We start from the raw sequence: 22,645 nt of genomic DNA on the forward strand, positions 1-22,645 counted from the left end.
CATTCAATATCAATAGGGTAAGCCTCCACAGGTACGCAGGCACCACCGGAAATTCCTCCTTTGATTGTTTGAGGGTTGTTGCCATCATTAACAGCAGTAACAAAACTCTTTACTTTCAGTTGGTTTAAACTTAACTTTTTCATGTTTAATAGGGTTTTTAATGTTGCCTACTCTTATAGCTTTTCGGCTTCCGCTTGATATGACCGGTTTTACGCGGCAATCAAGGCTAGATCAATACCCCTTCACTTTTGTTACCCATGAAAAAAGATTTTTTTAAAAAAAAACTGTCATGCGAGTGTCAGCTTCATTAAAATGTCCGTTTGCACATCCTCTCCAAGGATGAAGGAGTGCTTGTCAAATTCCACAAAGCCATTCTTTTCGTAGAATTTAATGGCTCTGGGGTTTTCTTCCCATACACCCAGCCATACGGTTACGCTATTAGTTTCCCTTGCCAGGCTCATGGCCTTGTCAAACAGCAGCTTTGCCACACCCTTTCCGTAGTATTTTGCCAGCACATAGATCCTCTCGATTTCCATGGTATGCTCCGGCATACTTTCGGTTTGGGCATCTCCGAAATTGATCTTTAAATAACCAATGACCTGACCGTCATGCTCAGCAAAAAAGAACATAGAATCAGGGTTTGCTACTTCCTCAGCCAGAGCTTCCGGGCTAAACTTGCTGTCGAGGTACTTTTGTAAATTTTCAGGAGAATTGACAGCCCCGAAAGCCTCTGTAAAGGTAGTTCTGCCGATCTCCTGGAGCGCTTTTACATCGACTTTTTCTGCAGGTCTGATGGTAATATCACTTGAGTCCATGATGATTGGTGGGGTTAAAGTAAGTCAGGTTTTAAATTAAGTTTTTTATATGAACAGGTGAAAAAACAAGTCTTGAAAAGGCGTAAAAATGCAATTCAGATGCATTTTTTGAAGTATTGATTAAGCTAGATAACCTTTCAGTATAATAAGTCTTATTGCATATAGCGTATAAATAATTGACTGATATTCGAATTTTTTATTGTGATTTTAAAAAATATAAATCATATTGCACGCCATTTTTTTAAAAACTTAAATTACATTAATTATGAAGTCTACCATCCTGTTATCTCTAATGGTATTGGCTATTGGTCTGTCGTTAAATGCGCAGAACCTGGACAAGCAAAAAACAAAAGTAACCTACACCCAATTACCGCTAAAACCACTTCCGGAAGAAGTTACCCAGTATTATGTAGAAACCGATCTGGGTTATATCTATAGCGGCGACAGCAAAACAGAAACGCTGAATAAAATAAAATCAGCGGCTGAAATTGGTCATTTGGAAAAAACAGCAGATCAGGGAGCCAAGCTGTTGGTGCGACTGGAAACTTACTACAAGAGCGAAGTGAATTTTCAGACCATTGTAAGAAAGGAAAAAAGAGACGATAAGGAAGTTTCCGTGACCTACCACTTTCTCACTTTTGACTACAAATACCCTTTGTACTTTGAGTTGACGCTGCCCGGAGAAATAGAGCCTTTTTATTCAGAGTTTTCAAATGGCTCAAACCAAATGACAACCTACAGAAGTAGTGAGTACAGAACCTCTTCTGAGCTAAGTAACTGGTGGAACTCTAATTACAAGTCAGTTCAGGGCAAACTGAGAACTGACCTGTTGAATAAAAACGTAAGCGACCTGAGACAAACCCTTGATAAATTCTTCTCTTATAGGAAAAACACTTTGTATACGGAATTCTTTACAGTGAAAAAATTCAAGGCATTTGAATATGATGATATTGACCAGGCTTGGGGAATAGCGAAACTGGCTTTGGAAGAAATATCAGAAAACGACATAGTATTTAGCGATGCATTCAACACCAAAATGGAAGAAGCCATTGTAATCTGGAAGAAAGCCCTTGCTGAAAGCGATTTGGAAAGCAGAAAAACAAGGATCAATAAAAAAGTAACAGAAGCCCTGTTCAACAATATTTTCCTTGCTTATGCTATGATGTCAGATTTCGAGAAAGCAGAGCAGGTGAAAGCCATGGCTGAGGAAAAGATCAACAAAAGAGCTATTGATAACTACGCTGAGTCATTCCTTGAAGGACGTAAAGAGCGTTTTGAGATCAATGCAGGACGTATTCCTAACTCACTTTAATTTAGCAATTTCAATTTTTTAAACTTTATAAAATACAGAGATGAAATACCTATACTTATTTTTGATTTTTGCCGGATTCGTGGCGTGTAGTTCTGACGAAGAAAAATTGCCGGAGAACGTGGTTAAAAGCTCTAGTGGACTGGAAGTAACCCTGGAATGGTCTACCGGTGGGTCGTCTACACAAGCCCAGGAAGATGCAGATCTTGATCTTTTCCTTATGAAGGATGGCGGTGAAGTAGATACTTCGGAAGGTGCATCATTTGAAAAAGTTAAGATAGAGAGCTTTTTTGCTGATGGAGATTATTATGTTGAAGTGCAGTATTATGCCGGTGCAGTAGCCGTGGATTATTCACTTTACATAAACGGTGTAGGGTCTACAGAGAACAAGGTATATGAAAGCTCGTTCCTTTCATCGGATAAGGGTCTTGTAGTCAGATATCTGAAAATCAACAAAGCAGGTGAGACTTATACCATCACCGATCTTTGATTAGATAGGTCTATTTGATATTGGAATGCCGGGTGAAAGCCCGGCATTTATTTTTTCTTTACTACGTCGTTATAGGCAGTATTCAGCGCATCCAGCAGCAGTTCCCTGGGAACCTTACCAAGCTCAAAAGTAGTCCAGCCCTGCAGCCCCCATTTGTTGGGTACGGGATATACGGCTTTGGCATCAAACTCACAAAACACCGATTGATCTACCTCATTCAATTTAATGTTTGCCGTATGGCTGGGCTCATGCAGTGTGGCAAATGTTCTCTTTTTTATAACCTTAAACGCAGCCCTGTCAAAGTGCGGGGCTTCTTCCGTGCCGGGAAAGGATAAAGCCATTTCCCTGAAAATATCTGTTGTAACCATATGCTTTTCAAGTTTGGAACCAAGATACTTAACAGTACCGGAACATGATTGGAAATTTACGACATGCTACAGTTGATTGATCTTTTTAAAAGCAAATGAAGGAGCAATTCTGGAGAGCATGTAGAGTATTTTAACGCCGCCAATCTTGATTTCCACTTTGCCTTTTTCCAATTTATGCAACATCTCAGCCACGGCATTTTGAGGAGAAATAGCCACCTTTGGCGGGTCTCCCTGGTGCCAGGGCGTATCTACTGCCGACATCATGACCTCAATAACCTTAACAGGTTCAGTTCTTAATTGATGTCTGAGTACACGTGTAAAAGCGTGCAAACCGGACTTAGTTGCATTATAAATAGGGTAAACAGCCCGTGGAGCATAAATAAGGCCGGTCGTAATATTAATTATGGCTGCATCCCGGTTCTTCATCAGCATGGGCAAAAACAGCTTGCTCAGTACAATAGGAGCCATGAGATTGGTCTGTACCTCACTTTCGGTCTTTTCTATCATTTCACCATCTGCCAAGAAGTTTGTTTTGTGTACGGTAGCGGCATTATTGATCAATACATTACAGGAGGGATGATTGTTTGCAACCCAATTATACAGCTCCTGCCGTTGTGCGGGATCAGAGAGGTCACACGGATAAAACTGGACGGCAGGTATTTCCTTTTTTACAAATTCAAGCTTCTCAACAGAACGGCCGCAGATCAGTATCGTATTGCCATTTTCGTGAAGTCTTCTGGTGAGTTCAAGGCCAATGCCGGAGCTGCCCCCGGTAATCAGGATGGTGTTGTTTTTGAGTTTCATATCGCTTTTTTCTTCAAAGTAGCACATGAAATACACCAATGTCATTAACCTGTGTTAATACAGCCAAAGAATATAAATGTCTGATGATTTGTATAAGAAAGCGGCAATTCATGGGGTGTGATTTTAATAAGCTGACCCAAATTCTTGCGAACCGAACTACTCAGCAGCTTTACTAAACTTTCGAAAGTTTGGTAAAGCTTACCATGCCACCGGTACAGGCCGTAGATCATATCCCCAGGCAGTAGAAGTCCCAGCCTTTCAGGCCTTTTGACTCGCTATGAACCATTACAAAAGGCTGCACCTTTTGCTGTTGGATTTCGTCCTTTCAGACTGGAATGGTCAATTTGTTTGATAAAAGAGATTAGCATTGTCCTGGAGCAGGTGCATTCTGCTGGTGCTGGCGGCTGGAACTTTTGTAGGAAGTTGTAAGAAAGGATATTCTAGGTGGCATGCGCCATACCCATCTTCCTTCGAACCCGGCTGAGAGCGACCGGCGTAATGCCCAGGTAGGAGGCTATCATGTGCTGCCTCACCCGGTGGGAAAGGTCGGGGTATTCTTTCAGAAAGGAACGATAGCGCGCTTCTGCATCAAGTAAAAGAAACTCCCTTTCCCGGTTTTCTTTTTTAATGAAAGCCTTTTCCAGAATGGCCACAAGGAAAGTGTTCCAGCAAGGGTGTCCGGCTGAGAGGTCTTGCCATTGCTGATAATCAAAAGTGATTATTTCTGAAGGTTCCAGTGCTTCAATGTTGAAATAGGAAGGTCGGTTTAAGGTCATAGCACTATAGGAACTTAAAAACCTGCCCTCAGGAAAAAAGCCTTTGGTAAACTCATTGCCATTATCATCTACATAATAGTATCTGAACAGGCCTTTGCCAATAAACCCGAACTGACGCGGCGTCTGTCCTTCACGAATAAAATGTTCTCCCCGTGCGACCGATGAGTTTCTTGCTATAGCCAATAGCTTTTCTTCCTGCTCCTGAGGCAGTTCTGTTAATGCACGGATGGTTTGGAGGAGAAGCTCTTTCATAACATACTCACTATAGGAAAGATAACAAACTTTGCCATAACCCTGAAATCCACCGGCTTAATTCAACTGGAAAAGCAGCCGATATAAGCTCTTGACAAGCTAAAAAGCCGTTTTGATACTTCATAAAGAACCAGTATTAAAAAAGAGTGATAAAAACTTGTAACCATTTGGTTACATTTATATATTTGTAACCAATCAGTTACATAAAAGAATGAGAAGAGATGTATTTCAGGCGATAGCTGACCCTACACGTCGGGAGATCATAAACCTACTGGCACAAGAACCGCTCAACCTGAATGCGGTGGCAGAGAAGTTTGATGTAAGTCGCCCGGCCATATCCAAGCATGTGAAGATCTTGGAGGAATGTGGTTTGATCGCCATTAAGCAGCAGGGTAGGGAGCGATATTGCCAGGCACGACTGGATAAGCTGAGCGAAGTCCACGAATGGACAGAGAAATTCAAAATATTCTGGACGCAGAAGCTGGACGCTTTGGAAAACTTTTTGGAGCGTGAGGCCTATGAACAACAGAAAGCAAAGACGAACTCAAAACGAAAACCACAACAATAATGGATAGAGATCATGGTAAAATAACCAAAAAGCCTGATGGCTTTCAGGTAAGGTTTGAAAGAGAACTCAACTACAGCATAGATACGGTTTGGGATGCCATAACCAACCCGGAGAAGCTCAAAATATGGTTTACAGATTTTGAAATGGAGCTAAAGGAAGGCGCCGATATCATCATAAAATTCAGGGATGAAGCGGCAACGAAGACCTATGGTAAAATAATTAAAGTGGAGCCGCCGCGACGGTTTGAATATACCTGGGAAGGAGAGTTGGCCGTCTGGGAACTTGAACCAATCGGTGATCGCCGGTGCAGGCTGATTCTCACCTATAGCAAATTGAGCAGTGAATATGCCATAAACGCACCGGCAGGATTCCACTCCCTACTGGACAGGCTGGAAGATATGCTGGGTGGAAATGATAAGTTCTACCCATTCGGAACTGAAGAAAATGACCCGGAGCACCTGGAAATGCAGGAGGCCTATGGCCGGATAGCCTATGATGATTTCCCCGAACTGAAGAGATACAAGCCAGTGGTGATCGAGCGGACTTTCAATGCGCCGGTAGATAGAGTCTGGAGTGCTATCACTGACAAAGAAAAGATGAAAGAATGGTACTTCGACCTTGAAGAATTTAAGCCTCAGGTAGGCTTTAAGTTTCAATTTGAGGGAGGTACTGAAGAAAAGTGCTACCTGCACCTTTGTGAAGTTACTGAAGTAGTACCCGGTAAGAAACTACAGTATAGCTGGAAATATGACGGCTACGCCGGTAACTCCTTTGTAACCTTCGAACTCTTTGATCTCGGCGACCAGACAAAGATGAAACTTACACATACCGGACTTGGCACCTTCCCCGAAAGCAATCCTGATCTTGCCAGAGAGAACTTTATAGGTGGCTGGGAAGACATCATTGGCAGATCGCTGAAACAATATCTTGAGAACCTTTAAACATTAATTGCTTATGAAAATCGGAATGACCAGTGTTTTTGTAAATAATCCCATGGAAGCGTTTAAGTTCTATACTGAGGTCTTGGGTTTTGTAAAGATCATGTATATGCCGGAACACTACCTGGCCATTGTGGCATCGGCAGAAGAGCCGGAAGGTACTACTTTGCTTCTGGAGCCTAACAACAGCCCCATCGCCCAAAACTACCAGACAGAGCTTCGCAAGGCGGGGTTGCCCTGCATCGTTTTCCAAACAGATGATATTCAAAACGATTACCAGCGGTTAAAGGAGCTGGGGGTAGAGTTTAAGAAAGAGCCAACCCAATCAGAATGGGGAACAGAGGCTATATTTGATGATACTTGTGGCAATTATATCCAATTGCATCAGATGCCCTAAACCGTTCAAGGTAAATTATCTGATTCAATCGCTTTGTAACTTTATTATAAGTTGGTACGTTTGTCTGGTATATACCGATCGGTATATTTTGAAGATAAGTTTATTTAAAAAATGTCAAAGACAGAGCGGACCAAGGCGCATATCATCGAAAAAACGGCCGGCATATTTAATACCAAGGGTTTTATCGGAACAAGCTTGAGTGATATGGAAAAGGCCACGGGTCTTACCAAAGGAAGTATTTATAATAACTTCAAGAATAAAGATGCTGTGGCTCTGGCCGTATTTGACCATAATCTGCAATTGGCCAATAACCTCATTGAATCCGAAATGGCCAAATATAGCACAGCCAAAGAGCAATTACTCGCCTATACAGAGGTTTATTTGGACAATGTGCTTCAACTATCCTTCCCTCATGGCGGATGCCCCATGCTCAATACAGCAGTAGAAGCTGATGATACACATCCTGAGCTACGTGAGAGAGCGGCTGAGGCCATTATCGACTGGAAAAATAAAATTTCCTTTCTCATCCGCAAGGGAGTGTCAGATGGGGAATTCAGACAATATATAAATGTAGAGCAGGCGGCACTTACCATTTTTGCTACGGTGGAGGGCGCTATTATGATCTCTAAAGTAACGGGCAAAGTTGAGTATCTGAACATGATCATGGGATCAGTCCGAAAAATGATCTACGACCTGGAATAAAAAATTTTGAACAAAAATATACCGATCGGTATAAAATAAATATTTATGAAAACAACAAATAACACAGTGCTGATAACCGGTGGTAGCGCAGGGATCGGCTTCGAAATTGCCAAACTTTTTGTATCTGGCGGGAATAAAGTAATTATTACCGGAAGGAATAAGGAACGGCTTGAGCAGGCATCAAAACAGCTTGACAATGTAGTAGCCATACCTTTTGACGTTACTGATGCACATCAGGTTCAGCAGCTCGTAAAAAGGCTTAATGATGAGTTTCCCGAACTTAATGTTGTGGTAAATAATGCTGGGAAAGCTGCTCTGCATGATCTGTCTGAAAGTACAAACAGTTTTGAAATTGCCAGTGAGGAAATCCTCACCAACTACCTTTCTGTAATTAGGCTAAATGAGCAGTTGTTGCCTTTGCTTAAAAGGCAAAAAGAGGCGGCTATAGTAAACGTATCTTCGGTGGTTGCCTTTGCTCCTTCTGCTATAATGTCAACTTACGCTGCAAGTAAGTCGGCCCTGCATTCATACACCCAATCACTGAGACTAGCTCTATCCAGGGATACTTCTGTCAAAGTATTTGAGTTGATGCCTCCTTTGGTCAATACAGATTTCTCCAAAGAAATAGGAGGTGAAAACGGCATTTCCCCCGAACTTGTAGCAGAGGACTTGCTGAATAGCTTTGAAAATGAGCAATACGAAATACATGTGGGAGCTACTGCCCAGATCAGTGCACTCAGCCGTAAGTCACCTCAGGAGGCCTTAAGGGCAATGAATCAGTCATTTTTAAATAGATAGAATATGCTAATACATAAAGAACCCCGGAAAGTAGCTGTTGTCGGGTATAACAGGATACCCTTTGCCCGGCACAATACCGCTTATGCACGTGTCGGTAACATAGAGATGATGACAGCCTCACTGGAAGGCCTGATCAATAAATATAAACTCCAGGGGCAGAGATTGGGAGAAGTGGCCGGTGGAGCTGTAATCAAGCATACCCGTGAGTTTAACCTGATGCGCGAGAGTGTAATGGGTACATCACTTGACCCGGCTACACCTGCATGCGATATACAGCAGGCATGTGCTACCGGCATGGAAGCTGCCATTTATATAGCCAATAAAATAGCCCTGGGACAGATCGATGTGGGCATTGCAGGAGGTGTGGATTCGGCCAGTAATGTACCCGTAGTGGTCAGCGAACCATTGCGTAAAATATTGCTTGAGGCTCGAAAAGCAAAGTCTTTTGGCAGTAAGCTGAAGCAGTTTATGAAAATTCGCCCCAGGCATCTGGTGCCTGTTGCGCCAGGCATTGATGAGAGGCGCTCCAAATTGTCCATGGGAGGCCATACCGAAATTTCTGCCAAGCATTATGGCATAAGCCGCGAAGACCAGGACGGGTTTGCGCTGGAGAGCCACCAAAAGATGGCGAAAGCTTACGATGAAGGCTTTTTCAATGATATGCTCACGCCTTACCTGGGCCTGGATCACGACAATAATATGAGAAGGGACACCAGCATGGAGAAGCTGGCACGTTTAAAGCCTGCATTTGATCCGCTCAATGGCACACTCACTGCCGGAAATTCAACACCCTTTTCTGATGGAGCTTCATGTGTTCTGCTCGCCAGTGAGGAGTGGGCCAGGGAGCACAACTTACCCGTGCTGGCTTATATTTCTTTTGCAGAAGTGGCGGCCATTGAATTTGTGAATGAGCGCCACAACCTGTTGATGGCTCCGGTACATGCTGCCACCAGGATGCTGCAAAAGGCCAATTTAAACCTGCAGGATTTTGATTTTTATGAAATCCACGAAGCTTTTGCCGCACAGGTGTTAACCACTCTTAAAATATGGGAAAGTGCGGAGCTTATGAAGAGGTTTGGTTATGATAAGCCTTTGGGAAGCATAGACAGAAACAAATTGAACACAAAAGGAAGCAGCCTCGCTGCTGCGCATCCCTTTGCTGCTACCGGAGGCCGGTTAATAGCTACCATGGCCAAACTGCTGAATCAAAAAGGCTCAGGCCGGGGCTTTATCTCCGTTTGTGCCTCCGGAGGTCAGGGAGTGACTATGGTTATGGAGAAGTAAAATAGTGATCAGTGATCGTAAATTTCAACGGGTGTGTTAGAAGTCTGAAGACGGAAGACGGGAGACCGGAGTGGGCTCGGTAACCGGTGATCAGTGTTTGGTAATCGGTAAAACTGAAACGGTTTTAAAAGGATCGGGATTTTGAATATTCTACGCCACGGCAAATACGCACTTTTTGGTTGATAAAATTTACTGACAGCTTACAGCGCTAAATTGCGGCTTTACTAAACTTTGAAAGTTTGGTAAAGCTTTACTGTTCGGCAACACCACCGGCTGAGGGTTATACCTTAAAGCAGAGATTGCTACCTTTCTGAGCATCGCCTCTCTGTCTCCTGCCGTAATGAAAGATTGTGCCTCCGAAGGCCGTAGGGTCCTCTTCGAGAGACTCTACTGGGAAGTAATATATAATCCGGCCTTAACTTAATAGCATTGGAGGGGATTATAGGGGTGTTTTGAACTTGTGGGAATCAGTGATATACACCTTCCGAAAAGTAGTGTTCTCGCAGAAATAGAGCCTGATTCATAAGACCTTTGTTATAGCCTTTCGGGGTGAAACCCAGGTCTTTGGTTCTGAATTTCTTATATTGAAGGTAATAAAATTGCTAAAAACAATTACATAAGGCACTCAGGGGGTAAAGATACGGTTGTTCAAAAGTAAGTGCTGAATACCCCTCCGACAGATTCGTAACTAAAATTTAAGCTCAATCATACAGACTTATGCCCTGCAGGTCTTAAAAAATGCAGGGCTGGAACAAAAATGAATATGTTATGAAAACCAAAAAAATCAACCTGAGCGACCTGAGAGTTAAAAGTTTTGTTACCAATCTGGAAAAACCATCCGGGCAGACTATAGTTGGTGGCCAAAAAGTACCCAAAAGTAATGTGTGCCCTGACTCCAATGAACCATGCTTTTCTGTAGATATTTGTTCTTTGTAGCAACAAACGATGTTTAACATAATCAGGAGCCCGGGATTAGTCAATGCCGGGCTTTTTTAGTTTTGTTGTTTAATAGTATTCTCTCATCGATTACTTTAGTATAATTAAATACCATGATCCGGGAACATAGCTAATGAAAGAAAATCCCTTAATAAAAGTCTACCACCTTCAAAATGAAGAGCACCCTAACCGTTTTTTCAATATCGAAAAGATGGAGACCATCTATGACAACATTAGCGGAAAAACTACCGAACCTCACCGCCATGACTTTTATACGATCGTTTGGGTGCAGCATGGTGAGGGGCATCACCTGATCGATTTTAATACTTATGATATTGAAGATGATCAGGTGTTCTTCATTAGTCCGGGTCAAATCCATCAGATTGATACACCGACGCGTCCACAAGGCTGGGTGATCTCCTTTTCTGCAGATTTTCTAAGTGCCAGTGGCATATCCCAGGACTTTATTTTAAAGGTAAATCTGTTTAAAAGCTACAGCGACAGTCCCCCCATCTACCTCGATGAAAAGACGCAGGCTGCATTAGGGTTGATCATTGATGCACTCTATGCCTCTTTCAAAGCGGAGAATAACTACAAAGAAGAGGCTGTAGGTGCCTGGCTCAAGCTGTTTTTGATAGAATGTGTAAACCTGTGCGAAAAAAGCAGACCACCTGAAACTTCAGCTACGTCCTGCGTGCTTATTGATTTCAGGAAGATGGTTGAAGAAAACTTCCGAAATCTTCACAAAGTTTCAGAATATGCCGACCTGCTTTTTCTTACCCCAAAACATCTAAATCAGGTGGTAAAAGACACTATCGGATGCACAGCCAAGGAATACATCATCGACCGCATCATCAGTGAAGCCAAGCGATTGCTCATCCACACCCACGAAACCGTGAAGCAAATTGCCATATCGCTAGGCTTCAAAGAGCCACTGCATTTCAACACCTTCTTCAAGAAGAAATCCGGCCTCACCCCGCTTGAGTTCAGGAAGCAGCATGAGGTTTAGATGGGTTTTGTGGTAAGCAGTAATCCGTTTTTGGTGATCGGTAAACGGGAAGCACAGGTAACCCGAGAACGGTGTGTTAAAAGAATTGGAATTTTGAATATTTCTACGACACTACTATCCCCTTGAGGGGTTGCAATGGTTATTCAAAGGCCTGCTTGTTTTGTCCCTACAGGACAATCTGATCTAAATGGCTGTTCCTACAAATATTTTATCCCTACGGGGTTAAGAAGGGATTCCTAATTAATTTTAACGACAATACGGCCTGGTGTCCTGTAAGGACATACTATTTATAGAAAAACGAAAAGCAAATATGTGCCATAGGAAAGCCATGCCATAGAATACAACTCTATTTTGGCACACATGCAGTCATTTGGGGATAGGAATGTACGTTTTTTAATTCGCGTATTTACTTAATCGAAGTCATGTACAAATATGATCCGGCCTTAACTTAACAGCATTGAAGGGGATTATAGGGGTGTTTGAACCATAAACCATGGGTTATAAACAGTAAACTGCACAAACTTCCGACATTTCTATAGTCCAACCCGACATTTTTGTAATACCCTCCTTACGCCTCTTGCCGTTTTCTCTATTAGAACAAAACAAAAAAGATGAAAAGGAAAAAGTTTATATCGATGCTGGCTTTAGGTTCAATGTCACTTGGCTTCACCAAAGCTTTTTCGATGTCATCTAAAGAAGACCGGCTCACAAAGCAAGTTGGCTTCAATCATTTACCAAACAAGAAGGAGAAAACAATGAAAACCGTATTACACAAAGCAGATACCAGAGGATATGCCAACCACGGATGGTTATTGGCACGACATACCTTCAGCTTTGCCAATTATTTTGATCCCACACGTATTCAATTTGGAGCCCTCAGGGTTTTGAATGATGATCAAATTGCCGGAGGGAGAGGTTTTGGGTCACACCCTCATGAAAATATGGAGATAATAACCATCCCTCTTGAAGGAGACCTGGAACACAAAGACAGCATGGGCAATGGTACTGTAATCAAAGAGGGAGATGTACAGGTGATGAGTGCCGGAACCGGTATCATTCATAGTGAGTACAATAAGAATGAAGACAAAGCGGTAAAATTATTTCAGATCTGGGTGTTCCCAAACCAGGAAGATGTAAAGCCACGCTATGATCAGATCTCCATCGCTGACCTGAAAAAGAAAAACGAATTCTATCAAATATTATCACCAAACCCTGATGACCAGGGCGTGTGGATACATCAGGATGCATGGTTTCATTTGGGTGATTTTGAAACGGGTAAGCATGATACCTACACCATCAAAAAGCCCGGCAATGGAGTTTATGCCTTCGTGATTGAAGGTGATGTTACTATCAATGGCCAGGCACTGAACAGGCGTGACGGTTATGGTCTTACAGACCTTGATCAATTGACTGTAATAGCAGATAGTGATGCCAGGGTGTTGCTTATGGAAGTGCCGATGATCGATGAATAAGAAGCCTGATACATTATAAACAGACAATCAATATTCAATTACAATATTATTAAAATGGAAACAACACAATTAGTTAAAACCTGGGCTATTGACCCTGCCCATTCAGAAATTCACTTTAAAGTAAAGCATATGATGGTGTCGACTGTTACCGGCTCATTCGATGAGTTTTCCGGCACGGTGAAAACAGAAAATGATGACTTTAAGGATGCTGAAATAGAATTCAGTGCCAAAATTGACAGCATCAATACCAAAAACAGTGACAGGGACGGGCATTTAAAATCTGATGACTTCTTTAATGCGGTAGCATATCCTGAGCTTAAATTCATTTCATCATCACTGACCAAGGAAGGTGAAGATGAGTACAAGCTGAAGGGCTACCTGACCATCAGGGATATCACTAAAGAAGTAGAACTGGATGTGTTATTCAATGGCCAGGCGGTTGATCCTTACGGAAATACCAAAGCAGGTTTTGAGATCACCGGTAAAATAAACAGGAAGGATTTTGGACTGAAGTGGAGTGCTGTAACAGAGGCAGGAAGCATAGTGGTAGGCGACCAGATCAGGCTTGACCTGAATGTACAACTCATCCTTAACTAATTAAAGCATAGGGTGCGGACGTCGTAAAATTGTTTGATGTAGATTTAACGTTAGTTCTAAGTACTTGTCCGCACCCTTTATTTACTTTGCATTTTCAAAAAATATTCTGATGAAGTTACTCCTCATGTTCTCTGCAGTGATTGCCGGTACGGTATTGCCTATACAAGCCGCTTTAAACGGTAAAATGGGAAAAGCTGTAGGCGACCCTGTTTATGCAGCATTTATATCTTTTGTGGTTGGTTCCGTTGGACTTTTTGCCTACATCATGTTTGCGAGAACTGACCTTTCAGGTATTGCCTATGCACGGCAGGTGAGCTGGAGTGTCTGGGTTGCTGGACTGTTAGGAGCGTTTTACGTCGCCAGTGTCATTATTCTGGCTCCCAAGTTAGGAGTAGCACTTACCTTCGGTTTGATAGTTGCCGGCCAATTAGGCATTTCCCTTGCCATGGATCATTTCGGGCTGTTAGGTATCCCTGTACACACCATCAACTGGCAGCGGATCGTTGGCATTTTACTGATTGTCTCAGGCGTTGTATTGATCAGGAATTTTTAAAAGAGAGAGTCGCAGCGCACTTTACAGTTTATGCTAAAGCAATCCATTTACTGACTGTTGTATCTCCTTTAAAACCGGATTATTCCTCGCCTTAAGTATCTTCAATTTCTTGCAGCCGCAGAAACCGACAAACCTGGCCAGGCTTTGAGAAAAGGCGTCTATAAAACGTTCGTCTGGCTCAAAACCATTTTCAAACCAAAAAGATTTTACAGTAAATACCCCCGTGGCCCTGTCTGCCTTAGGATCAAACTTGCCGACCAGTTGGTCATGATAAAGTATGGGCAGGCAGTAGTAGCCAAACTTCCGCTTTTTCTCCGGCACATAGCACTCCAACTGATAGTCGAAGTCAAAAAGCTCAAGTGTGCGTTTTCTCTGGATGATCAGGTTGTCAAAGGGTGATAAAATATGTGCCGTATCGTTGGTTTTATGCTCTGGCAGGTCAGTTAAGGTAAAATAAGTTTGGTTAATGCCTTCGACACTTACGGACTGAACTATACCTTTCCTGATCATTTTTGTCAGGGCTTTCTCAATGTGGGTTTTAAGCCCTTTTCTCAGGTAGGTGATCTCCGGTAGCGAAGCAATTCCCTGGGCAGAAAGCGTTCGTTTGATCAGAAACTCATGAAACTCCTGTTTGGAAGGCATGGATGTGTCCAGGTCAGCAGGGAGTACCCGCTCTGCAAGATCGTAGACCTTCTGAAAGTTGATCCGTTCTGCCACCATAAGCCTACCCTCCATAAAAAGTTGCTCCAGGGCTACTTTGGCAGGCTTCCAGTTGTACCAGGCGCCAGAGGTGTGGTTGGGGTCTTTAAAGTCTTTGGACTGTAACGGCCCTTCCGCTTTTATCCTGTCCAGCACATACGAAGTCATTTTTTTATTCTGGCGAAACCAGTGAGATTTCCCCTGGGCGTATTCCTGCTTTTTTATCAGACTGTAGCGGTAATCCTCCATGGGCAGGAAGGATGCGGCATGGCTCCAGTACTCGAATACCTGCTTTTCTCTGACCATTTGCATCAGTTCACCCTGCTGGTATGCCGTATTCCTGGTGTGGAATATATGATGATGAGACCTTTCAGCAACAGCCAGCGTGTCTATCTGCACATAGCCGAGTTTGCGGATAACGTCGAGCGAACTTATTCCATTGTGAGGGAAGAGCTGTGCATCAATAACAAGATTTCTGGCTTCGGCCTTCGTGATCGTTTTAACAGGTTTCATACCATCAAAGTACGAAAAGCAGGTGATATGGTTTGCGATTGAGCATGGATTTCTCCCAAATAAATGTGGTCATATAAAATATTGCTCTTTTTATTCATGATGTAATTTTACCTCCATGATTGATTTTAAATTATAGAGATAATTCATTAGCTTGTATATAGAACCATACGCTTATGCTATGAAAACCAACGCCCCAACCCAATTTCTTTTCATCATATTGGTATTGATGGCAGGGTGTGGCAACCCTGGACAAACTAATGATGAGGTAAACGTAAAAATTGATCAACAAGCCAGTGAAGGCATCTGGTTTGGAGAAGACTCCACCAGCTACGGAGTGATAGGTGTTGAAGACGGAAGCTTCAATTTTAAGGAAGGAAAACTTTCGGGAGGATATATCAACCTGAACCTGTCGAAGGTGGACACTTTGCAGTTCCGGAGCGCTTCACCAGCGGCTGCCCAAAAGCTGCCGAATAAATTTAAGATAGAGCGTGTTGAAGAAACGGAAAACCCGGATCAGGGAACCACACACACTTTGCTGGGGCGCTTTGAATATGATGACTCCGTTTCCAGTAAAGAAGTACGCCTGCCCGTGACTATGAACTACGAGCAAAATCAGATGGTGATGACCAGCAAGCCTGGAGATAAAACCTCTAAAGATGAACCGGCATTAGGGTTTCACATCATAGCCGACATTGAAAATAATAATCTTGCCCAACAACAAGTTCAGCAGCAGGCCATAAAAGCAGAGGAAATTGTGCTGCCGGAAAAGATCAAAGTAAGGCAGGACTCGCTTATGAGCATTAGAAAGCGTATACCTACCAAAATTGTAGTGCAACTGCAAAGGCAGAAACGTATAGCGCAGGTGGGGGACACCCTGCACATTTCAATCGGGCTTGTCAATGATAACAATGATCCGGCCGGTGCGCCCAAAGCGCTGGATGTAGAGCTTTTTAACAGCGTAAAGAAGAACTCCAGAATTAAAACTGTCCACTTTAACAAAGGGCAGTCCCTTGTAAAAACCTCAGTTATTTTAAAGGAAGAGGGTATATTTGAATTGGAAGCAGTACACCCTGAGCTTTATTCGGGGTCATTGTTCCTTAAAGTTACCCCTCGGTTCGGCAGTCTGATCATAAACAAATACGATGACTATCAGGTAAGGCTGGCCATGTTTCAGCCCGAAAATCAGTCATTCATTAAGGTGCTGGCCCAGAGCCGCAGCTTCAAAGCCAATGGCAAGGACAGCGCCGAAGTGAGTCTGTTCCTTTTTGATGATGCCGGGATGTACCCCAATGGCGTCAGGCTCAATATTATTCCCAGTTACGGACGGGTTTACCCTCAACAACTTATCGTGAAGGGAGAGGAGCCGGGCATTGTGAAGCTGGTAAGCAAAGACCAGGAAGATGTAGAGCTTCAAATTGTTGCCACACCGGATATAGAAGTGGTGAATACCGTCAAGATCCGGTTTGTGCCACCGGTAACCTATATCCAGTGCATCAGCAGTCCGCCATCGATCCACTTCCTTGAAAAATCAGACATACTGGTCAGGCTCTTGGATGAGGACAGCGCCGCGCTAACCGTGAAAACCCCGTGGCAGGTCAGCCTTGAGATCAGTGAGGGTGGAGGTGAGGTTACCCCGCAGAGCTTTACCATTCAGCCCAACCACTTTGAAAGCAAAGCAGAGTTTGCCCCTAAAAGCTTTATTGGTACGGCAAAGGTACGGGCTGTTTCCAGCAACCTATATACCAACAACAATACGGTAGTAGTTACCTGGCCCATCCTCATCATCATTGCCAGCATAGCCGGTGGGCTGGTCGGTGGATTTATATCTTATTTCCATGAGGGAGATAAAACCAAGAAATGGAGGATTTTTACCGGGTTATTTACCGGAATGGTACTCTATTGGGCTTTTATAGTTTTTGATATTATCGATTATGCCCCGGACTTTTTGCTCAACGCTTTCAGTGTTTTTGTGATCAGCCTTATAGGAGGTTATCTGGGGGTGGGTTCGATCAATTTTGTGCTCAAAAAGTTGGGCATCAGCAAATCCGGATCACCCCAGGAAGCAGAGGTATAGGGTCAGGCGGAATTTCTGGGAAGACATTAACTTTTCGCTTCTGTGTTTGAAAGGACAGTTGTTAATAGCAATCGGCAAAAGCAGTAGGCAAATATCTGGGTGAAATAGCAATAGCCGAAGTTTGATCTTGTTTCAACGGTAAGCTTGTTTTTCCGATTCACTTACTCGACAGGTTTTATGATCCGGACTTTAAGAACTCTTCAATCAAGTAAATCAATGTTAACCATTAACCAACCTAACTATGAAAAACAAAAAGTTAAACCTGAAAGCGTTAAAGGTGAAAAGCTTTGTCACCAACATAAAGGATGACAATGTAAACACCATCAAAGGGGGATCAGGAATTAACACCTGCACACCAGAGTGCGCTCCACCTGAGCTAACAAAAAGAGGTTGTTCGTTCCTTTACTGTGAGTAGAGGGCGCTTAGTCAAGCGGATTCTGTCGGGGGATAGCACGGGGAGTGGCAACACAACACGTTCTATCCACTATCCCCTGTTCTGTCCCCTGACAGAACACCCGAAGCTTCGCTGTTTATTTGTCTTGAGAGAGCACAAAACATTCATCAAACCCCACCAGGATTACCACCTGCAGCCAGTATCTGTCTGGCCTTTTGCTCACCCTGACTTCTCCACAAGGTCATTAAAAACCTGTCGAACCTCAGGCCGGTAGGATTTTGCTCATCCAGGTCGGTATCAGGTTCAATGTAGAAAACCTTCTTCTGACTTCTGGCTATATAATCATCCAGCAGCTTATAGTCATTTTCACGCACACCCTGGATGAAGATTGATATCACCCTGAGAATGGTATCGATAACGCTGGTGTAGTTGGGGTTGCCCGGGAAGATATTTCGGGGATTGTTGCTGAGTACCACCACCTCGTCCGGGTTTTGGGCTATGGCTGCCGCAGTTGGGATCACAGTTCTGTGCCCGCCATCTATCATTTGCTGCCCATCTATGCTTACCGGTGGTAAAAAGCCCCCCTGACTGCTGCTGGCGAGCATGGCGTTTTTCAGTTGCTGGATATTTTGAATGAGCTTGAGCTGATAACCCGGAGGAACCGTTATATTTTTGGTAGCAAAAATAGTGGGGATACCGGTTTGCAGGCTTACGGCAGTAAGACATAAAGTGGTATTACCGGCCATGATCTTTTGATAAACAGCATCCGTCACCTTTTCATTGATCAGTTTGACCAAAGGGTAGCTGTCCAGCAGATAAGGGTTGCCTTGCTGAAGCTGCCTCACGAGGTTGGTTGTGGCGATAATATCATTATCGGTTACATTGGTGTATACATCCTTTAACGTGTCGATATCCCCGGCCGCGGCAAAAGCAGCAATAAGCGAACCCGTGCTGGTGCCGCTGATGAGGTCGAAATTGGCAGTATTGTTGTCAAACATGTGGGACAAAGCACCTACAGTAAATGCACCTTTGGCACCACCACCACTTGTAATTAAAACTCTTCTCATTTTTTATCAGTTTATAAATCGATATGAAATCCCGATTTCCAGATGGTTGTTAACTGCATCAGTGTGCCACAGGTGCAAAAACTGAATACCGAAACTGGGAATCTCAACACCCACGCCTGGCCCGAATACCCAGAGGCCGTCTATGTCAGTGCTGCCCTCGGCAATGAATTTTATAGCGCCAAGGGAAACGGGGGCAGCCTGAAGATCCTTTAAGCGTATCTCCGCCCGCGTTGTCAGTAAAAATTGTGTGTCCTGTCCCGAGTAGTACATGGAAGGCCCCGCAAGCAGACGCAGATGCCCACCCGAGCGCTCTTTAGCAAACGTATAGCCCACCAGCCCTTTGAGGGTGAGGAGGTAGGCCTCATCATCCTGAAACGGGTTAAGCGCTCCCTGGTTCCACTCGGCCAGTACACCCCAGCCCTTTTGAAATTCCGGGGAAAGGGATTGGTTTTCAGGGGCATCATTGCGATAAATGTAGCCTACCCATTCCAGCACTGCCTGGTTGCCCGCCACACTGTAAAAGCAGGTTTGCTGATCCGGAGTGGTGCTGGCTATAAAGCTTTTGATGCCATTGACCAGTTGCGCATAGGCTGTATAATCATGGGCTTTCAGAGAATCCAGCCTTACTTTTCTTTCGGCATCATTGGCCGGGGCAGGGTACAGCTTATACAAAACCACGGGCACTATGCTGCTCGCATAGCTCTGTACTTCGGTCCATTCCTCCGCGGAGAGCTTATTGCAGTTTTGGGCTTTCAGGTTTGCAAAAGAAAGCAAGAGGGCAATGATCAGGAGGTTCGATCTTTTAAAAGTCATCAATTATTCAGGTCTAAAAAGTCTAAAATATTATCCATTTCTTTTGCGCATAGGGCCTCGGCATAGCTCTTCATTGCTTTGAGTAATTTGGCATCCTTTACATCAAGTCCCATGGTTTTATTGCGGATTGCAGCAGGAGCATCGGCCTCGTTGAAGAAGAGCTGTAAGCGTTTATAGCGGTCATCTGGCAAAAGCTGGCTCACGTAATAATTGGAAGCCTGCACATTGCTTTCTGTTAGCAGGTCCGGCAAATATTTGACCCACTGTAAATTGCCCCAGTCTCCCTTGTCTTTTTTCCTGATTTCATCGGCAGGAATGAAATTTTTGTTTGAAGTACCACAGCCGATGGAGAGGATCTTTAGGTCGGAAAGCTCTTTTCCCAACCCCTTTTTCACCCCATTCGGATGCCTGTACTCTGCTACATCGCTTTCTCCGGCATTGATGGCATAGGCGAGAGCCGCCATGGCCGGATTATTAAGCGATACACCACCATCTACATATTTGTTTTGATAGATCGGGAAATAAGTCGGCCCGGCGGAAGTCATCAGGCAAAGGTCTGCTAGCTTTACCTGCATGTCTCTGATGAAGTGGCTATGGAGGACTTTGGGGCGGAAGTTAATAGGTTTTCCTCCTTCTTCTGGGTTAAGGTCAAAAGAACATACCATCAGGTTAGTGTCTTCGCCTACCTTTTGGTAAATGTCATGAAGTGTAGCATCACCAAAGATGTCCTCTAGTATGCGTTTGAATTTTTTATTGGAGTAATCAGCGCCAAGATTTTTTCCAAAACCATCCCTGATGTCATCCCAGCCGGTATCATAAAAGATCTCATCCGATTTGTCGAGGTATAAAGAGACCATTTCCTGCGTTGATTTTCCAAATGCCAGGCCGGTGCAAAGTATGCCGCCTGTGGAGGTACCGGCCAATAGGGAAAATATGTCCGTCGGGTGCTTTCCGGTTTCACGATAGATACAGTCCAGGATAGTGGCGGGAATGATACCCCTGGTACCACCGCCATCGATGGAGAGGATTTTGTACTGACTCATGGGGATGTTGGTTTTAGTTTTAGCTTCTAAATATTTACATATGCGTTGTTATTGTTAAGACATTGATGAAGGGTAAGGAGCTGGTGTGTAGTGTAGCCAAAAGTTTTCTCAAAATGGGGATAATCCTTAAAACTCCAGTCGCCGCCCCAGGTCCAGCCGTAGTGTTTGAAAATGGCTACAACCTCCAGCCAGTCAGCTTTGTGGTTATTGTTCAGGTCGAGGTCCATATCCCAGCTTACTTTGTTTCCCCCCGGCAGAAGCAATGCAAAATCCACCGCAAGGCCATAATTGTGATAGGACTGGCCCGGCTTGGCTTTGGTTACAATTTTTCCGGGAGCAGTTCTGCCCTGCGCATAAAGCCTTGCCTGCTCATCAAAGGAACGCAGGGTGTCTGTGATCCTTATCCGGAGGTTGCTTTGGAGAATTTCACTGTAAATTTTCCTTACCTCTTCCCTGAGTTTTGGATGCAGCAAATCGATCCTTGCCAGTGTATAAGTATCGCCTGTTGTGCCGTGCCCCGGCGTTATTCTTTTATCGTAGGCCATTAGTGATTTCCAGGTAGATGGCCCCACTATGCCATCCACTAAAAGGGGGTTGCTGTTTTCATCAAAATGATGCTTTTGAAAGGCTGTTACGGCATCATAAGTTTTTGATCCGAACATACCGTCCACTGTTACTATGATACCATTAAGGTTGAGTAACTCCTGAAGTATTCTTACCTCAGCACCCTGGTTGTTGAGTTGAACGGTTCCCATTAGGATGAGAAGATTTATTAATAAAATTTAGTTTATTTATATTAATAATCAAATGAAAAATAAATTTATATTTTATTATTTAGTTTGTGATTAAACGAAAATCATAAATAATTATGTCGGGCAATCAAATTGCTTACATAGGTAGGTTTTAGTTTGTGTTTGCGTCTGAAAATGGGGATGATGGATAGGGGATGACTCTTCAATAATGACTCCTGTTTTCCTGATCATGCAACAATGTTAACTACAATTCAGGATTAGGTAATCGAGAGCTTTTCTCAATTCTAAAAATTATATTGTTTGCGTTACGCTCATCTTTTCTATCCTTAAGGAGGATAAACCGGTTTCGCTTAAGTAGTTCGACTGAACTTTCATTTTTTTCATGAGTATAGGCTTCTATGGCATCCAGGTTTAGCTCGTTAAATCCGAAGTTTAAAATAGCCCGAATAGACTCACTCATGAAGCCCTTGTTTTGAAACTGAGGACTCAGATCATACCCCACTTCAGCAGTTGCCCCATCCTCAGATAAGTTCCATAGGCAGATGCTGCCTATCATGGTATCGGAACCTTTCTCAGTGAGAACCCAGTAATAAGACTCCTGACCATTACTTCCTCCAGTAATTTTTGAAATAAACTCAAGTGCTTCTGCCTTTGACCCGGCACCTGGCCTGCTTATAAACTTATTGACCTCACTGTCTGACCGGAGATAAGAAACCATCTCCCAATCAGAGGTCTCTAATCGCCGTAAAAATAACCTGTCGGTTTCTATTTCCTGAAATCGAGCCATTTCCTTTTATTTGGTGAATTACTGCTCTGTATAAACAAAGGTAGTACTTTAAATACGTCCAAGAAGAATCTCTATTTCCACTAAGGCTTTCAACATCTCATAGCATTGAGTGGCAATGAGAGAAATTTTACCCTCCAATTCAAAGGTAGTAACCTGACCACCCTCATTTATAAAATGAAAGTAAATATCTGAAAATGTATCAGATAGCTTATCATCTTGTACGCCCATTAATTGGGATATTATAGTTAAAATATCAAGATCATATAATCCACCATCATCCAAGCCTAATCTTGAAAGCGATTTGGTTAGTCTGTTGTGTTTAATGTCTTGGCAGATTAGTTGAATGATCAAATCTTTAATTTCCATGTATAGAATTTTAAGTAATTAAAAAATTATTTAAAAGTTTTTTTATCTCCTTTTAAGGCATTTCAAAGT

Annotated in this window: 27 protein-coding genes; 15 read left to right on the forward strand and 12 right to left on the reverse strand. The window is 43.3% G+C overall.

What is annotated here, in order from left to right; genetic code table 11:
* The coding region (locus tag E1163_RS30600) for a pinensin family lanthipeptide (RefSeq protein WP_185156105.1) at positions 1-143 on the reverse strand (143 nt) is incomplete at its 3' end.
* A gap of 144 nt (positions 144-287) precedes the next feature.
* Positions 288-815: a GNAT family N-acetyltransferase gene (locus E1163_RS15600; protein WP_155173383.1), complete on the reverse strand. Its 528-nt coding sequence runs from the start codon at positions 813-815 to the stop codon at positions 288-290.
* A gap of 265 nt (positions 816-1,080) precedes the next feature.
* On the opposite strand from E1163_RS15600, the gene E1163_RS15605 reads away from it, so the two are divergent.
* Together E1163_RS15605 and E1163_RS15610 are read left to right on the forward strand one after the other, a co-directional pair.
* A complete protein-coding gene (locus E1163_RS15605) occupies positions 1,081-2,127 on the forward strand; it encodes a hypothetical protein (protein ID WP_155173384.1) in 1,047 nt (348 codons plus the stop codon).
* A gap of 40 nt (positions 2,128-2,167) precedes the next feature.
* Positions 2,168-2,614: a hypothetical protein gene (locus E1163_RS15610; RefSeq protein ID WP_155173385.1), complete on the forward strand. Its 447-nt coding sequence runs from the start codon at positions 2,168-2,170 to the stop codon at positions 2,612-2,614.
* Positions 2,615-2,661: 47 nt separating this feature from the next.
* Here the strand turns inward: E1163_RS15610 and E1163_RS15615 are convergent, their stop codons facing one another.
* From E1163_RS15615 to E1163_RS15625, 3 genes are all read right to left on the reverse strand, one after another.
* Positions 2,662-2,982 carry an MmcQ/YjbR family DNA-binding protein gene (locus E1163_RS15615; RefSeq protein WP_155173386.1) on the reverse strand — a complete coding sequence of 107 codons (321 nt, stop codon included), beginning with the start codon at positions 2,980-2,982 and terminating at the stop codon, positions 2,662-2,664.
* A 66-nt stretch (positions 2,983-3,048) separates the two neighbouring features.
* Complete coding sequence (locus E1163_RS15620; RefSeq protein ID WP_246223722.1) at positions 3,049-3,831, reverse strand: SDR family oxidoreductase; 783 nt, start codon at positions 3,829-3,831, stop codon at positions 3,049-3,051.
* 395 nt (positions 3,832-4,226) lie between these two features.
* On the reverse strand, positions 4,227-4,814 hold the full coding sequence (locus E1163_RS15625) for a Crp/Fnr family transcriptional regulator (protein WP_155173387.1): 588 nt from the start codon (positions 4,812-4,814) through the stop codon (positions 4,227-4,229).
* Between the two features lie 211 nt (positions 4,815-5,025).
* Here E1163_RS15625 and E1163_RS15630 point away from each other — a divergent pair, with 211 nt between their 5' ends.
* The 11 genes from E1163_RS15630 (at position 5,026) to E1163_RS15680 (ending at position 14,068) form a co-directional block, all read left to right on the forward strand.
* The gene (locus E1163_RS15630; RefSeq protein WP_155173388.1) at positions 5,026-5,382 is read left to right on the forward strand and encodes an ArsR/SmtB family transcription factor; all 357 of its coding nucleotides are present in this window, start codon (positions 5,026-5,028) and stop codon (positions 5,380-5,382) included.
* The gene (locus E1163_RS15635; protein ID WP_155173389.1) at positions 5,382-6,323 is read left to right on the forward strand and encodes an SRPBCC domain-containing protein; all 942 of its coding nucleotides are present in this window, start codon (positions 5,382-5,384) and stop codon (positions 6,321-6,323) included. The genes E1163_RS15630 and E1163_RS15635 overlap by 1 nt, the downstream gene beginning before the upstream one ends.
* Before the next feature lie 13 nt (positions 6,324-6,336).
* Positions 6,337-6,717, forward strand: a complete 381-nt coding sequence (locus E1163_RS15640; RefSeq protein ID WP_155173390.1) for a VOC family protein — start codon at positions 6,337-6,339, stop codon at positions 6,715-6,717.
* A 111-nt stretch (positions 6,718-6,828) separates the two neighbouring features.
* Complete coding sequence (locus tag E1163_RS15645; RefSeq protein WP_155173391.1) at positions 6,829-7,419, forward strand: TetR/AcrR family transcriptional regulator; 591 nt, start codon at positions 6,829-6,831, stop codon at positions 7,417-7,419.
* A 45-nt stretch (positions 7,420-7,464) separates the two neighbouring features.
* Entirely contained in the window at positions 7,465-8,217 is a 753-nt protein-coding gene (locus tag E1163_RS15650; RefSeq protein ID WP_155173392.1) for an SDR family oxidoreductase, read from the forward strand.
* 3 nt (positions 8,218-8,220) lie between these two features.
* Complete coding sequence (locus E1163_RS15655) at positions 8,221-9,501, forward strand: acetyl-CoA C-acetyltransferase (protein ID WP_155173393.1); 1,281 nt, start codon at positions 8,221-8,223, stop codon at positions 9,499-9,501.
* Between the two features lie 768 nt (positions 9,502-10,269).
* Positions 10,270-10,437 carry a pinensin family lanthipeptide gene (locus E1163_RS15660; RefSeq protein ID WP_155173394.1) on the forward strand — a complete coding sequence of 56 codons (168 nt, stop codon included), beginning with the start codon at positions 10,270-10,272 and terminating at the stop codon, positions 10,435-10,437.
* A gap of 133 nt (positions 10,438-10,570) precedes the next feature.
* Positions 10,571-11,446 (forward strand): AraC family transcriptional regulator, encoded by an 876-nt coding sequence (locus E1163_RS15665; RefSeq protein WP_155173395.1) that lies wholly within the window; start codon positions 10,571-10,573, stop codon positions 11,444-11,446.
* Between the two features lie 611 nt (positions 11,447-12,057).
* Entirely contained in the window at positions 12,058-12,918 is an 861-nt protein-coding gene (locus E1163_RS15670) for a pirin family protein (RefSeq protein WP_484494435.1), read from the forward strand.
* Positions 12,919-12,972: 54 nt separating this feature from the next.
* Complete coding sequence (locus E1163_RS15675; RefSeq protein WP_155173396.1) at positions 12,973-13,515, forward strand: YceI family protein; 543 nt, start codon at positions 12,973-12,975, stop codon at positions 13,513-13,515.
* A gap of 109 nt (positions 13,516-13,624) precedes the next feature.
* The gene (locus tag E1163_RS15680) at positions 13,625-14,068 is read left to right on the forward strand and encodes a DMT family transporter (protein WP_155173397.1); all 444 of its coding nucleotides are present in this window, start codon (positions 13,625-13,627) and stop codon (positions 14,066-14,068) included.
* A gap of 33 nt (positions 14,069-14,101) precedes the next feature.
* Here the strand turns inward: E1163_RS15680 and E1163_RS15685 are convergent, their stop codons facing one another.
* Positions 14,102-15,280: a winged helix-turn-helix domain-containing protein gene (locus E1163_RS15685; protein WP_155173398.1), complete on the reverse strand. Its 1,179-nt coding sequence runs from the start codon at positions 15,278-15,280 to the stop codon at positions 14,102-14,104.
* 178 nt (positions 15,281-15,458) lie between these two features.
* Here E1163_RS15685 and E1163_RS15690 point away from each other — a divergent pair, with 178 nt between their 5' ends.
* Positions 15,459-17,354, forward strand: a complete 1,896-nt coding sequence (locus tag E1163_RS15690; protein ID WP_155173399.1) for a sulfite exporter TauE/SafE family protein — start codon at positions 15,459-15,461, stop codon at positions 17,352-17,354.
* A 241-nt stretch (positions 17,355-17,595) separates the two neighbouring features.
* Positions 17,596-17,769, forward strand: coding sequence for a pinensin family lanthipeptide (locus E1163_RS15695; protein WP_155173400.1), 174 nt, complete (start codon positions 17,596-17,598; stop codon positions 17,767-17,769).
* A 146-nt stretch (positions 17,770-17,915) separates the two neighbouring features.
* Here E1163_RS15695 and E1163_RS15700 read toward each other — a convergent pair whose 3' ends face one another.
* From E1163_RS15700 to E1163_RS15725, 6 genes are all read right to left on the reverse strand, one after another.
* Entirely contained in the window at positions 17,916-18,815 is a 900-nt protein-coding gene (locus E1163_RS15700) for a patatin-like phospholipase family protein (RefSeq protein WP_155173401.1), read from the reverse strand.
* A 6-nt stretch (positions 18,816-18,821) separates the two neighbouring features.
* Positions 18,822-19,628 (reverse strand): hypothetical protein, encoded by an 807-nt coding sequence (locus E1163_RS15705; RefSeq protein ID WP_155173402.1) that lies wholly within the window; start codon positions 19,626-19,628, stop codon positions 18,822-18,824.
* Entirely contained in the window at positions 19,628-20,671 is a 1,044-nt protein-coding gene (locus E1163_RS15710) for a patatin-like phospholipase family protein (protein WP_155173403.1), read from the reverse strand. The genes E1163_RS15705 and E1163_RS15710 overlap by 1 nt, the downstream gene beginning before the upstream one ends.
* 26 nt (positions 20,672-20,697) lie before the next feature.
* Positions 20,698-21,426 carry a M15 family metallopeptidase gene (locus E1163_RS15715; RefSeq protein ID WP_155173404.1) on the reverse strand — a complete coding sequence of 243 codons (729 nt, stop codon included), beginning with the start codon at positions 21,424-21,426 and terminating at the stop codon, positions 20,698-20,700.
* 241 nt (positions 21,427-21,667) lie between these two features.
* A complete protein-coding gene (locus E1163_RS15720; RefSeq protein ID WP_155173405.1) occupies positions 21,668-22,210 on the reverse strand; it encodes a GNAT family N-acetyltransferase in 543 nt (180 codons plus the stop codon).
* 48 nt (positions 22,211-22,258) lie between these two features.
* Complete coding sequence (locus tag E1163_RS15725) at positions 22,259-22,576, reverse strand: hypothetical protein (RefSeq protein ID WP_155173406.1); 318 nt, start codon at positions 22,574-22,576, stop codon at positions 22,259-22,261.
* Positions 22,577-22,645 lie beyond the last annotated feature (69 nt).

Source organism: Fulvivirga kasyanovii, from assembly GCF_009711405.1.
Taxonomy (GTDB): Bacteria; Bacteroidota; Bacteroidia; order Cytophagales; family Cyclobacteriaceae; genus Fulvivirga; species Fulvivirga kasyanovii.

What these genes read in the sequence shown, in the direction of transcription:
- E1163_RS15630 (WP_155173388.1), top strand. Translation starts at nt 5,026, where the DNA reads ATGAGAAGAGATGTATTTCAGGCGATAGCTGACCCTACACGTCGGGAG.
- E1163_RS15705 (WP_155173402.1), bottom strand. Translation starts at nt 19,628, where the DNA reads ATGACTTTTAAAAGATCGAACCTCCTGATCATTGCCCTCTTGCTTTCT.
- E1163_RS15660 (WP_155173394.1), top strand. Translation starts at nt 10,270, where the DNA reads ATGAAAACCAAAAAAATCAACCTGAGCGACCTGAGAGTTAAAAGTTTT.
- E1163_RS15700 (WP_155173401.1), bottom strand. Translation starts at nt 18,815, where the DNA reads ATGAGAAGAGTTTTAATTACAAGTGGTGGTGGTGCCAAAGGTGCATTT.
- E1163_RS15600 (WP_155173383.1), bottom strand. Translation starts at nt 815, where the DNA reads ATGGACTCAAGTGATATTACCATCAGACCTGCAGAAAAAGTCGATGTA.
- E1163_RS15670 (WP_484494435.1), top strand. Translation starts at nt 12,058, where the DNA reads ATGAAAAGGAAAAAGTTTATATCGATGCTGGCTTTAGGTTCAATGTCA.
- E1163_RS15715 (WP_155173404.1), bottom strand. Translation starts at nt 21,426, where the DNA reads ATGGGAACCGTTCAACTCAACAACCAGGGTGCTGAGGTAAGAATACTT.
- E1163_RS15620 (WP_246223722.1), bottom strand. Translation starts at nt 3,831, where the DNA reads ATGACATTGGTGTATTTCATGTGCTACTTTGAAGAAAAAAGCGATATG.
- E1163_RS15605 (WP_155173384.1), top strand. Translation starts at nt 1,081, where the DNA reads ATGAAGTCTACCATCCTGTTATCTCTAATGGTATTGGCTATTGGTCTG.
- E1163_RS15695 (WP_155173400.1), top strand. Translation starts at nt 17,596, where the DNA reads ATGAAAAACAAAAAGTTAAACCTGAAAGCGTTAAAGGTGAAAAGCTTT.
- E1163_RS15675 (WP_155173396.1), top strand. Translation starts at nt 12,973, where the DNA reads ATGGAAACAACACAATTAGTTAAAACCTGGGCTATTGACCCTGCCCAT.
- E1163_RS15725 (WP_155173406.1), bottom strand. Translation starts at nt 22,576, where the DNA reads ATGGAAATTAAAGATTTGATCATTCAACTAATCTGCCAAGACATTAAA.
- E1163_RS15690 (WP_155173399.1), top strand. Translation starts at nt 15,459, where the DNA reads ATGAAAACCAACGCCCCAACCCAATTTCTTTTCATCATATTGGTATTG.
- E1163_RS15650 (WP_155173392.1), top strand. Translation starts at nt 7,465, where the DNA reads ATGAAAACAACAAATAACACAGTGCTGATAACCGGTGGTAGCGCAGGG.
- E1163_RS15685 (WP_155173398.1), bottom strand. Translation starts at nt 15,280, where the DNA reads ATGAAACCTGTTAAAACGATCACGAAGGCCGAAGCCAGAAATCTTGTT.
- E1163_RS15720 (WP_155173405.1), bottom strand. Translation starts at nt 22,210, where the DNA reads ATGGCTCGATTTCAGGAAATAGAAACCGACAGGTTATTTTTACGGCGA.
- E1163_RS15625 (WP_155173387.1), bottom strand. Translation starts at nt 4,814, where the DNA reads ATGAAAGAGCTTCTCCTCCAAACCATCCGTGCATTAACAGAACTGCCT.
- E1163_RS15655 (WP_155173393.1), top strand. Translation starts at nt 8,221, where the DNA reads ATGCTAATACATAAAGAACCCCGGAAAGTAGCTGTTGTCGGGTATAAC.
- E1163_RS15610 (WP_155173385.1), top strand. Translation starts at nt 2,168, where the DNA reads ATGAAATACCTATACTTATTTTTGATTTTTGCCGGATTCGTGGCGTGT.
- E1163_RS15710 (WP_155173403.1), bottom strand. Translation starts at nt 20,671, where the DNA reads ATGAGTCAGTACAAAATCCTCTCCATCGATGGCGGTGGTACCAGGGGT.
- E1163_RS15635 (WP_155173389.1), top strand. Translation starts at nt 5,382, where the DNA reads ATGGATAGAGATCATGGTAAAATAACCAAAAAGCCTGATGGCTTTCAG.
- E1163_RS15640 (WP_155173390.1), top strand. Translation starts at nt 6,337, where the DNA reads ATGAAAATCGGAATGACCAGTGTTTTTGTAAATAATCCCATGGAAGCG.
- E1163_RS15665 (WP_155173395.1), top strand. Translation starts at nt 10,571, where the DNA reads ATGAAAGAAAATCCCTTAATAAAAGTCTACCACCTTCAAAATGAAGAG.
- E1163_RS15680 (WP_155173397.1), top strand. Translation starts at nt 13,625, where the DNA reads ATGAAGTTACTCCTCATGTTCTCTGCAGTGATTGCCGGTACGGTATTG.
- E1163_RS15615 (WP_155173386.1), bottom strand. Translation starts at nt 2,982, where the DNA reads ATGGTTACAACAGATATTTTCAGGGAAATGGCTTTATCCTTTCCCGGC.
- E1163_RS15645 (WP_155173391.1), top strand. Translation starts at nt 6,829, where the DNA reads ATGTCAAAGACAGAGCGGACCAAGGCGCATATCATCGAAAAAACGGCC.